Source organism: uncultured Methylobacterium sp. (assembly GCF_964242245.1).
Taxonomy (GTDB): Bacteria; Pseudomonadota; Alphaproteobacteria; order Rhizobiales; family Beijerinckiaceae; genus Methylobacterium.
On record NZ_CAXTBY010000125.1, the window covers coordinates 1 to 10,296 of the forward strand.

9 protein-coding genes and 1 pseudogene are annotated in these 10,296 nt (G+C 70.3%); 3 read left to right on the forward strand and 7 right to left on the reverse strand.

Annotation, left to right across the window (positions count from 1 at the left end; all coding sequences use genetic code 11):
- The 3 genes and pseudogenes from ACFE8Y_RS18620 to ACFE8Y_RS18630 form a co-directional block, all read right to left on the reverse strand.
- Positions 1-1,070, reverse strand: a pseudogene (locus tag ACFE8Y_RS18620) (polyribonucleotide nucleotidyltransferase); the annotation flags it as partial.
- A 217-nt stretch (positions 1,071-1,287) separates the two neighbouring features.
- Positions 1,288-1,557 carry a 30S ribosomal protein S15 gene (rpsO, locus tag ACFE8Y_RS18625; RefSeq protein ID WP_375457466.1) on the reverse strand — a complete coding sequence of 90 codons (270 nt, stop codon included), beginning with the start codon at positions 1,555-1,557 and terminating at the stop codon, positions 1,288-1,290.
- Between the two features lie 194 nt (positions 1,558-1,751).
- Positions 1,752-2,762: an amidohydrolase family protein gene (locus ACFE8Y_RS18630; RefSeq protein ID WP_375465878.1), complete on the reverse strand. Its 1,011-nt coding sequence runs from the start codon at positions 2,760-2,762 to the stop codon at positions 1,752-1,754.
- Between the two features lie 458 nt (positions 2,763-3,220).
- On the opposite strand from ACFE8Y_RS18630, the gene serA reads away from it, so the two are divergent.
- Both serA and ACFE8Y_RS18640 read left to right on the forward strand, forming a co-directional pair.
- Positions 3,221-4,474 carry a phosphoglycerate dehydrogenase gene (serA, locus tag ACFE8Y_RS18635; RefSeq protein WP_375465871.1) on the forward strand — a complete coding sequence of 418 codons (1,254 nt, stop codon included), beginning with the start codon at positions 3,221-3,223 and terminating at the stop codon, positions 4,472-4,474.
- Between the two features lie 145 nt (positions 4,475-4,619).
- A complete protein-coding gene (locus ACFE8Y_RS18640; protein ID WP_375465872.1) occupies positions 4,620-6,047 on the forward strand; it encodes an amino acid permease in 1,428 nt (475 codons plus the stop codon).
- Positions 6,048-6,240: 193 nt separating this feature from the next.
- Here the strand turns inward: ACFE8Y_RS18640 and ACFE8Y_RS18645 are convergent, their stop codons facing one another.
- A complete protein-coding gene (locus ACFE8Y_RS18645; RefSeq protein WP_375465873.1) occupies positions 6,241-7,050 on the reverse strand; it encodes an exodeoxyribonuclease III in 810 nt (269 codons plus the stop codon).
- A gap of 154 nt (positions 7,051-7,204) precedes the next feature.
- Between ACFE8Y_RS18645 and ACFE8Y_RS18650 the strand changes: the two genes are divergently transcribed.
- Entirely contained in the window at positions 7,205-7,939 is a 735-nt protein-coding gene (locus ACFE8Y_RS18650; protein WP_375465874.1) for a lysophospholipid acyltransferase family protein, read from the forward strand.
- A 22-nt stretch (positions 7,940-7,961) separates the two neighbouring features.
- Here the strand turns inward: ACFE8Y_RS18650 and ACFE8Y_RS18655 are convergent, their stop codons facing one another.
- The 3 genes from ACFE8Y_RS18655 to ACFE8Y_RS18665 form a co-directional block, all read right to left on the reverse strand.
- Positions 7,962-8,432, reverse strand: a complete 471-nt coding sequence (locus ACFE8Y_RS18655) for a cupin domain-containing protein (RefSeq protein WP_375465875.1) — start codon at positions 8,430-8,432, stop codon at positions 7,962-7,964.
- Positions 8,433-8,724: 292 nt separating this feature from the next.
- Positions 8,725-9,684: an outer membrane lipoprotein carrier protein LolA gene (locus ACFE8Y_RS18660; protein WP_375465876.1), complete on the reverse strand. Its 960-nt coding sequence runs from the start codon at positions 9,682-9,684 to the stop codon at positions 8,725-8,727.
- Between the two features lie 208 nt (positions 9,685-9,892).
- A partial coding sequence (locus ACFE8Y_RS18665; protein WP_375465877.1) for a DNA translocase FtsK occupies positions 9,893-10,296 on the reverse strand: 404 nt, incomplete at its 5' end.

The window sequence follows — 10,296 nt, forward strand, 5'->3', positions numbered from 1 at the left end:
AGCGTGGCCACCACCAGCGCCTGCGTCTCGCCGCGGGTGAACAGGGCCGAGCCGTGGGCGCGCGGCAGCACGCCGACCTGGGACTCGATCGGGCGCACCGTCTTCACGTCGCGGCCATCGATCCGGGAGCCGGTGTCGAGGATGTTCCAGCGGACCACCTTCGACTGCGCCTCCTTGAACGCGGCCTTGACCTTCTCAGGCGCAAACTTCTGCTCGCCGTCGGCCGGGCAGAGGGCGGCCATCACCTTCGCCTTGACGGTGTCGACGGCCTTGTAGCGCTCCTGCTTGACCGTGACCTTGTAGGCGTCGCGCAGTTCCGCCTCGCACACGCCGAGCACGGCGGCCTCGACGTCGGCGTTCTCCGGCGCGGAGAAGTCGCGCGGCTCCTTGGCGGCCTTCTCGGCAAGCCGCACGATCGCCTCGATCACCGGCTGGAAGTGCTTGTGGCCGAACATCACGGCGCCGAGCATGATCTCTTCCGAGAGCTCCTTCGCCTCGGACTCGACCATCAGCACCGCGTCGGTGGTGCCGGCGACGACGAGGTCGAGGACCGACTCGTCCATCTCCGGGACCGGCGGGTTGAGCGTGTACTGGCCGTTGGCGTAGCCGACGCGCGCCGCGCCGATCGGGCCCATGAACGGCACGCCGGAAAGCGTCAGGGCAGCGGAGGCCGCGACCATCGCCAGGATGTCGGGATCGTTCTCGAGGTCGTGGGTCAGCACGGTGACCACGACCTGCGTGTCGTTGCGCCAGCCCTCGATGAACAGCGGGCGGATCGGGCGGTCGATGAGGCGGGAGACCAGCGTCTCCTTCTCGGACGGGCGGCCCTCGCGCTTGAAGTAGCCGCCGGGGATGCGGCCGGCGGCGTAGGCGCGCTCCTGGTAGTTCACGGTGAGCGGCAGGAAGTCGATGCCGGCCTTCGGCTCCTTGGAGGAGACGACGGTGGCGAGCACCGAGGTCTCGCCGTAGGTGGCCATCACCGAGCCGTCGGCTTGGCGGGCGACCTTGCCGGTCTCCAGCACGAGGCGGCGGTCGCCCCACATCAGCTCTTCACGTTGTACGTCGAACATGCTTGCTATCCCTTAGCCTTCGTGCGGCGGGCGGACCCGGCGCGGCCAGGGGCAAGATGGCTGGGCATTCGGCTTCCGTGAATGCCCGGCGATCCTGTCCCTGGCGTTCGCGCCTCGTCGCCCGTTGCTCGGAGGGCCGGACCCGTTCCGGCCCTCCGAGGTGTAAAAACGCGGCCCCGAGCCGGGCTCGGGACCGCATGGACGCGTTGAGGTACGCTTAGCGGCGGATGCCGAGGCGCTCGATCAGCCCACGGTAGCGGGCCTCGTCCTTGCGCTTGACGTAGTCGAGCAGCGAGCGGCGCTGCGAGACCATCTTGAGCAGGCCGCGGCGGGAATGGTTGTCCTTGCCGTGGGTCTTGAAGTGGGCGGTGAGATTGGTGATCCGCTCGGTGAGGATCGCCACCTGGACCTCCGGCGAGCCGGTGTCCTTTGCGCCCTTGGCGTGTTCCTTGATGAGCGCAGTCTTGCGCTCTGCCGTGATCGACATCGCAGGGCCTTTCGAATGGCTGTTGAAATGCGCGGCAACCCGTCGAAGGGGGCGGCGCGCTCGTGCTCGGGTCTTGGCCGTTGCCGGGATGTCGTCCAGCAGGGTCGTGGCCCCAAGCGGCTTCGGCCCCGCCCGTCACCGGGCCGAGGCCGGGCGGACCATACACGAAACCGACGCCTGCGCCAGCCCTGTCCCTACGCCGGCAGCTTCTCCGCCAGCCTCGGGTAGACCCGCCGAACGTTGCCCTCGTAGAGCGCCTTCCGATCCGCGTCGGAGAGCGCGACGGCGTCCGTGTAGCGCTTGGTGTCGTCGTAGGCATGCCCGGTCTCGGGATCGATGCCGTTGACCGCACCGATCATCTCGGAGGCGAACAGGAGGTTGTCGATGGGGATCACGCGCATCAGGAGATCGATGCCCGGCTGATGGTAGACGCAGGTGTCGAAGTAGACGTTCCGCAGGAGCTCCGTCAGCGGTGGGCGCTTCATGTCCTGCGCGAGCCCGCGGTATCGGCCCCAGTGATAGGGGACGGCGCCGCCGCCATGGGGAATGACGAAGCGCAGCGTCGGGAAGTCCCTGAACAGGTCCGAGGTGACGAACTGCATGAAGGCGGTCGTGTCGCCCGCCATGTAATGCGCGCCGGTGGCCTGGAAGTTGGGGTTGGCCGAGGCGCTGACGTGGATCATGCCCGGCACGTCGAGTTCCACCATCTTCTCCCAGAGCGGATACCAGTGCCGGTCGGAAAGCGGGGGATCGGTCCAGTAACCGCCGGTCGGGTCGGGGTTGACGTTGCAGCCGACGAAGCCGAGGTCCTTGACGCAGCGCTCCAGCTCCGCCGTGCAGTTGGCCGGCGAGACGCCGGGCGTCTGCGGCAATTGGCAGACGCCGACGAAGTTTCGGGGAAACAGCGTCGCGACCCGGTGGATCATGTCGTTCGACACCACGGACCAGTCGAGGCTGGTCCGGGCGTTGCCGATATGGTGGCCCATGCCGCCGGCGCGGGGCGAGAACAGGGCCGTCGAGATGCCGCGCTCGGCCTGAACCCGCAACTGCTTCCCCGTCAGGCTCTGCCGGATCTCGTCGTCGGAGACCTTCAGGGAGGCGGGCGAGGGCGATTGCGCGCCATCGTTGATCGCCGCGATCTGGCGCTTGCGCCAGTCGAGCATCGCCGCCGGCTCGGTGGTGTAGTGTCCGTGGCAATCGATCACGCGGCCGGCGTAACGCGGCCTTGCATCCGGCGCCTGCGCCCGCGCCGCGCCGAGACCGGCGAGGGACGCCGCCCCGGCGGCCAGGGCCCCGCGAAACAGCCCGCGGCGCGACGCGCAGCAGGCACAGCCCGGCTCGGATGGGCCTTCGGCAATCTCGATCACGGCGTTTCTCCCGGACATCGTCTCAGGCGGGGAACTCGTTCTTCCTCTCGCAACCGAAGTCTCGCCCATTCCCGAGGCCGGCGATAGACTGCCCTGGGTGAAAGCATGTCGGAGGCTATGTCGTCGTCACGTGCCGCGCCGGACCGGATGGCCACAGGCCGCCCGGGGGCGGCATCCCCGATCGATCGAGACCCCATGACGGCGCAGGGCCGATGTCCGCGTGCGGTGTTGTCCTGCAAAATCGACGCTCGTAATCGCTCTGCGCCCGCCCCGGTCCCGCCGACGAAGTCCAGCCCATGACGACGCCCGAGAAACTCTCCCTGCCGAAGGACAAGATCCGGGTGCTGCTGCTCGAAGGCATCAACGACAGCGCCGTCGCGCTGATGCGGGCGGCCGGCTACACCAACCTCGTCCGCCTGCCGAAGGCCCTGGACACCGCGGCGCTGCACGATGCGCTCAGGGGCATCCACATCCTCGGCATCCGCTCGCGCACCCGGCTCGACGCGGCGGCGCTCGCCGCGGCCGACCGGCTGCTCGCGGTCGGCTGCTTCTCGGTCGGCACCAACCAAGTCGATCTCGAAACGGCCCGCCGCCGCGGCGTGCCGGTGTTCAACGCACCCTTCTCCAACACCCGCTCGGTGGCCGAGCTCGTCATCGGCGAGATCGTGATGCTGATGCGCCGGGTCGTGCCCCGCTCGGTCGGGGCGCATGCCGGCCTCTGGGACAAGTCGGCCGAGGGCTCGGTCGAGGTGCGGGGCAAGACGCTCGGCATCGTCGGCTACGGCAACATCGGCACGCAGCTCTCGACGCTGGCCGAAGCCCTGGGCATGCGGGTGATCTTCTACGATCACACGGACAAGCTGCGCCACGGCAGCGCCGAGCCGACCGGGACGCTGGCTGCCCTGCTGGCGCAGAGCGACGTAGTCTCCCTGCACGTGCCGGAGACCGAGGCCACCGCCAACATGATCGGCGCGGCTGAGATCGCCAAGATGAAGGCAGGCAGCTTCCTGATCAACAACGCCCGCGGCACCGTGGTCGACCTCGACGCGCTGGCAGCAAGCCTGCGCGAGGGCCACCTGCGGGGTGCTGCGGTCGACGTCTTCCCCGTCGAGCCCGGCTCGAACCAGGAGCGCTTCGTCTCGCCGCTCCAGGGACTGCCGAACGTGATCCTCACCCCGCACGTCGGCGGCTCGACGGAGGAGGCGCAGGAGCGCATCGGTGCCGAGGTGGCGCGCAAGCTCGTGGACTATTCCGACATCGGCGCGACGGTGGGCGCCGTGAACTTCCCGCAGGTGCAGTTGCCGGCGCGCGCGAACGGCGCCCGCTTCATCCACGTGCAGGAGAACCTCCCCGGCATGCTCGGGCGCCTCAACGCGGTGTTCTCGGACCGTGGCGTCAACATCGCGGGCCAGTCCTACCAGACCGACGGCGCGATCGGTTACGTGGTGCTGGAAACCGATGCCACCGACGCCGACGCCGCGATGCTGCTCGCCGAGATCCGCGCCATCCCCGGCACGATCCGCGCACGGCTGCTCTACGAGCGGCGCTGAGGGGAGGGCGACCGTCGGGCTTCGCACGGAGGCAGGGGTGCCGTCCGGTCGGCGGCGCGCCGCCTGCCGCCCCGAGCGGCGAAGCGGTGGCGCGGGACTTGCCGCGGATTTCGACGAACCGCGCGGGGCTGGACACCGGAGACCCATGACCACCGGCCTGTTCGCCTCGCGGAAATCCGTCGCGGCCATCCTCGCCGCCCATGACGGCGACCACGGCCCGGCGCTGGCCAGGGACCTGTCGGCGTTCGGCCTCGTCTGCATCGGCCTCGGCGCAACGATCGGCGCGGGAATCTTCGTGCTCACCGGCACGGCCGCCGCGCAGTATGCCGGGCCGGCCCTCGCGCTGTCCTTCGTGATCGGCGGGATCGCCTGCGGTTTCGTCGGGCTGTGCTACGCGGAACTGGCCGCGATGATCCCGGTGCCGGGCAGCACGTACGCCTACACCTACGCGACGCTCGGCGAGCTCTGCGCCTGGATCATCGGATGGGACCTCGTCCTCGAATTCGCCTTCGCCGCGGCAACCGTCGCCGTCGGCTGGTCCGGCTACGCGCAGAGCCTCCTCGCCGATGCGGGCCTGCACCTGCCGGCAGCGCTCGCCGCGGCGCCCGGCGCGGGCGGCCTCGTCAACCTGCCGGCCGGTGCGATCGTGCTGGTGCTGACCCTGCTGCTGATGCGCGGCAGCCGCGAAGCGTCGCTGGCGAACGCCGCGATGGTGGCGCTGAAGGTCGCGATCATCCTGGGCTTCGTCGGCGTCGGGGCGGCGCACCTCAAACCCGACCTGTGGCATCCGTTCATTCCGGAGAACACGGGCACGTTCGGCCAATTCGGCTGGAGCGGGGTACTGCGCGGGGCAGGCGTGGTGTTCTTCGCCTTCATCGGCTTCGAGACCGTCTCGACGGCCGCCGGCGAGACGCGAGACCCGCAGCGCGACGCACCGACAGGCCTCCTCGGCTCGCTCGCGATCACCACCATGCTCTACGTCGCGGTCGCGGCCGTGCTGACCGGGCTGGTGCCCTACCGAGACCTCAACGTCGCCGACCCGATCGCCCGGGCGATCGACGCGATCGGGCTCGGTGGCTTCGCAGTCGCGATCAAGGCCGGCGCGCTCGTCGGCCTCACCACCTCGACGCTGACCGCCCTCTACGGTCAGGCCCGCGTGTTCTACGCCATGGCCCGCGACGGCCTGCTGCCCGGCATCTTCGCGCGGGTGAACCCTGGGACACGCACGCCCGTGCTGAGCCAAGCCGCAATCGGCGCGCTGACGGCGCTGATCGCGAGCTTCGTGCCGATCGAAGAGCTCGGCGAACTCGTCAGCATCGGCACGCTGTTCGCCTTCAGCCTCGTCTGTACCGCCGTGCTGATCCTGCGCCGGACCGATCCCGACCGGCCCCGCCCGTTCCGCGTGCCGGCCGCACCCGTGGTGGCCGGGCTCGGCATCCTGTCCTGCCTGATCCTGATGGCCGGCCTGCCGGGGGAGACCTGGACCCGCCTCGCGGCCTGGCTGGTGCTCGGGCTCGCGCTCTACTTCGGCTACGGACGTGCGAACGCCCGCCGGGTGAGGGCGGGCGCGTAGTCCACGAGCAGGATCTCTCGGCCGGGGACGGCCTCAGAACGAGCGATGGCGCGGGGCGGGGGCGTTGCCGTAGCGGCGGCGCAGGAAGGCGACGACACGCGGCAGGACGAAGGCGATCAGGATCTTGCGCATGGCGGCGTCTCTCCTCACGGGGCTGTGAGCGGTCAATGCGCCGGGCCCGCGGCCGTTCCCCTCAGAGCTCCAGCGTCAGCGTCACGGGCGCGTGGTCCGAGGGCCGCTCCCAGCCGCGTGCGTGGCGGGCCACATCGACGCTGCGCACGGTGCCGGCGAGGTCGGGCGAGACCCAGGCGTGGTCCAGGCGCCGGCCCTTGTCGGCCACCGCCCAATCGGGTGAACGGTAGCTCCACCACGTGTAGATCTTCTCTGGCGGCGGTGTGAGCAGCCGGGCGGTATCGACCCAGCCGGCCTCGCCGCGCAGGGTCTCCAGCGCCTCGGTCTCGACGGGGGTGTGGCTCACCACGTCGAGCAACTGCTTGTGCGACCAGACGTCGTGCTCCAGCGGCGCGACGTTGAGGTCGCCGACGAGGATCGCCGGGCCGGACGGGCGCCGGCCGCCCCAGGCGCGCAGATCCGCCAGGAAGTCGAGCTTGTGCGCAAATTTCGGGTTCAGCGCGGGGTCGGGCACGTCGCCGCCGGCCGGCACGTAGAAGTCGTGCAGCACGATCCCGGCGGCGGCGCCCGCCTCGGGCCCGAGCACCGCCGAGATGTGGCGCGCGTCCTGGCGCTCGCAGAAGCTCATCACGTCGCGGGTGAGCAGGGGGAACTTCGAGAGGATGGCGACGCCGTTGTAGCCCTTCTGCCCGGCGAAGACGACGTGCTCGTAGCCCGATCCGCGCAGGGCCTTGAGCGGGAAGGCGTCGTCGGGGCACTTCGTCTCCTGGAGGCAGAGCACGTCCGGCCGCGTCTGGCTAAGGAAGCGCAGGACGAGATCGATGCGCAGCCGCACCGAGTTGATGTTCCAGGACGTGACGGTGAGGCGCAACGGACGGGCTCGCGGGATGGTCGGCGGCGGGCAGGCGTCCCGAGGCGATAGCGCGTTTCATCGGCATGGGCATCGGGGGGCGCGACGTAAAATGGCGTGCTCGTTGACGGGCGAAAGGCTATGTCCCCGGTATAACCTACGAGAGACGCCCGCCTTGCCGCGCATCCGCTCCGTCCTGTTCAACGCCTACTGGGCCGCCTGGACGGCCCTGTTCCTCGCGCCGCTCGCGGTGCTGGCGGCCTCCGGTTCACCGGTCCGGCCGATCCGGGCCGCGACGCGGCTCTGGGCGCGCGGCATCCTGTTCGGGCTGCGCACCCTCTGCGGCCTGCGCTACGTCGAGGAGGGGCGCGACCGCATCCCCGCCGAGCCCTGCCTGATCGTGGCCAACCACCAGTCGGCCTGGGAGACTCTGGCCTTCCTGATCCTGGTGCCGGATGTGGCGATCATCGCCAAGCGCGAACTGGTCTCGATCCCGGTCGTCGGCTGGTTCCTGCGCCGCTCGCCGATGATCATCATCGACCGCGCCAACGGCACGCAGGCCCTGCGCACGATGATCGACGAGAGCCGCGCCGCGGCGGCGCAGGGGCGCTCCGTGCTGATCTTCCCCGAGGGTACGCGCGGGCTCATCGGCGAGCCGTTGCAGTTCAAGCGCGGCGTCGAGCTGCTCTACGGGCGGCTCGGCCTGCCGGTGCTGCCGGTGGCGGTCAATTCCGGCCTGTACTGGCCGACCGGCTCGTCCACGCGCTCCGGCACGGTGACGGTGAGCTACCTCGCCGCCCTGGCCCCGGGCCTGTCGGCGGCCGACTTCATGCGCGGCACCGAGGGCGCGATCGATCGCGAACTCGACCGCTGGCGCCCGGAGCCTGCGCTGAACCTCCGGGCATCCTGAGACGCGGCGCGCACCGAAGCGCTCAGTCGATCGCACCGTAATAGGTGAAGTGCTTCTTCACCGCCTCGACCACCTCCCAGGTCCCCGAGAACCCGGCCGGCGTGACGAAGGCGTCACCCGCGCGATAGGTCTTGGAGAAGCCCTCGGCATCGGTGACGGTGACCACGCCCTCCAGCAGGTGAATGAACTCGTCGCGACCGAAATCGATGCGGAACTTGCCCGGTTCGCAGGTCCAGATGCCGGCGGCGAAGAGCTTGTCCGGGCTCTCGTACACGTAGGTCGCGGTCTGCCTCGGGCGCCCCGACAGGATGTGGGACTTCTCCGGCCAGTAGATCGCGGCCGATGGCTGCACGGCCGGGAAGTCGGTGTTCTTCTTCGCCGGCCCGTCCAGGAGCGGGGGCGGGGGTGCTGCCGGGCGCCGCAGGGCAGGCACGCTGCTCAGGAACGCGAGCATCGGCCCGCCGAACGTGTGGAGAAGTCTGGCGATTTCCATATCGATCCCCTCAGATTGCGCCGACGCGCGGAAGTCCCCGGCACGCGGGCGGTCGCATACGGGCAAGCGAGGATCTCGGCGCCCAGCGGATCGGCCACGGCCGGTGACGGCGGCGAACAGAAGACGACCGGAGGTCTTGAGGGGAGATTTATCCAAAGCGTCAAATGCGGGACGTTTCGCGCGCCGCGCGCGCGGTCCCCGATGCGGTGCGGAGAGCGTGAACGACCACACGAGACGCGCGCTCGCAGGGTGTCCCGTTCTCGATCAGAATCCGCGCGGCGGGCCGCCGGGGTCAGGGGGTCTGCGACTGCCGGATGCGCTCCTGCATCGCCTTGTCCTCGGGGCGACCGTAATTGATGAAGAACAGGCTGCCGTCCACCGCCTTGCCCTTCTGCAGGTTCGAGAGCTGCACGGTGGTGAGGTAGCCCTGCGGATCGGTGATCCGCCACTGACCGAGCGTCTTCATCTCGGCGTCGAAGAACAGTTGAATCTTCGAGGTGCCCCCCAAGGTCGCGCGATCCTCCAGGCTGATGCGGACGCCGCCCGGATCGCTCGCCACGTCGCTCACCGTCAGGTCGCGGGCGAGGTCGATCTTCTCGCGCAGGAGAAACTTGAGAGGCGTCTGGGCGATGAAGTACAGGTCCTGGGTCGAGAGCTTGCGGTCGCGCACCGCCACCGAGGTGCCGTCGGCCACCACCTCCAGCGGCGAGGGCTGGTCGTAGTCGAAGCGCAGGCGCCCGGGCTTGGCGATGAACAGCTTGCCGCCGATCCGGCGCCCGTCCGCGGCGATCTGGATGAACGAGCCGGTCAGCGTCGTCATGCCGTTGAAGTAGGCGTTGGCCTGGGCGAGGATGGTGGCCGCGTCCGGCGGCTCGGACGCCGCCGCGGCCGGCGTGCCGACGACGGCGACCTTCGCCTCGGGCTGCACCGCCTTCGGCGCGCCGGGTTTGAGGCTGCCCGTCTTCTCTGTCGAGCGGGCCTTCGCGTCCCGCGCACCATCCTTGATGTCCTTGGACCCGTCCTTGCCCGCTTCCTTGGCGGGCTTGGCCGCGGGCTTCCTCACCGGCGCGGCGGGCGCGGCAATGGGCGCGGATGGTGCAGCCTCCGATTCCGGCGGCGGCGCGGGCTGCTCCTTGCGGCCGAACAGTCCGTCGAGGAAGGCGCCGACCTGGGCGTCGGCCGGCGCGACCGGCGCGAGCCAGGCCCCGAGGACGAGCAGCGCGGCGACGGGACGGGTGCGGCGGCCGAGCATCGTGGGGCTTCTCCTGGGCGGCCGGGCGCAGCGTCCTGCGGCCGCGGGTGTGATCGGCAGGCTCCGCTTGGAGCCCAACCCTGTGGCGAAGATGCGACGCCGGGCCGGAAGCGGGCTGGCGAAGGGGCGCGGCAAGCGCGAGGGCTCGGCGCCGCTGGCGGAACGGATCGCCTGCGGATTGATAGGGCGGTCCGCAGGCGCGCAGGGCTCAATCGTCGTCGTACATCGCGGCGGCGTGGGGTACGCCCTCCACCAAGATCTCGCGCTTTCCGGCGTGGTTGGCTTGGCCGACGATGCCCTCGATCTCCATCCGCTCCATGATCGAGGCGGCGCGGTTGTAGCCGATCTGCAGGCGGCGCTGGATGTAGCTGGTGGAGGCCTTCTTGTCCCGCAGCACAACCTGCACCGCCTGCTCGTAGAGGTCGCCCGCCTCCCCGCCGCTGGCGGCCACGAACGCGCCGACGTCGAAGACCGGCAGGTCGGCTTCCTCGGCCTCCGCCTCGACCATCTCGGGCTTGCCGGCCTTGCCCTTGCCCTTTCCGGCGTCCTCCGGTTCCTCGCCGGCGGTGACCGCGTCGAGGTAGGCCGGCCGGCCCTGGCGCTTGAGGTGCG

Excerpts from the sequence above, each read along its gene's own strand:
- serA (WP_375465871.1), top strand. The coding sequence starts at position 3,221 with ATGACGACGCCCGAGAAACTCTCCCTGCCGAAGGACAAGATCCGGGTG.
- ACFE8Y_RS18655 (WP_375465875.1), bottom strand. The coding sequence starts at position 8,432 with ATGGAAATCGCCAGACTTCTCCACACGTTCGGCGGGCCGATGCTCGCG.
- ACFE8Y_RS18660 (WP_375465876.1), bottom strand. The coding sequence starts at position 9,684 with ATGCTCGGCCGCCGCACCCGTCCCGTCGCCGCGCTGCTCGTCCTCGGG.
- ACFE8Y_RS18640 (WP_375465872.1), top strand. The coding sequence starts at position 4,620 with ATGACCACCGGCCTGTTCGCCTCGCGGAAATCCGTCGCGGCCATCCTC.
- rpsO (WP_375457466.1), bottom strand. The coding sequence starts at position 1,557 with ATGTCGATCACGGCAGAGCGCAAGACTGCGCTCATCAAGGAACACGCC.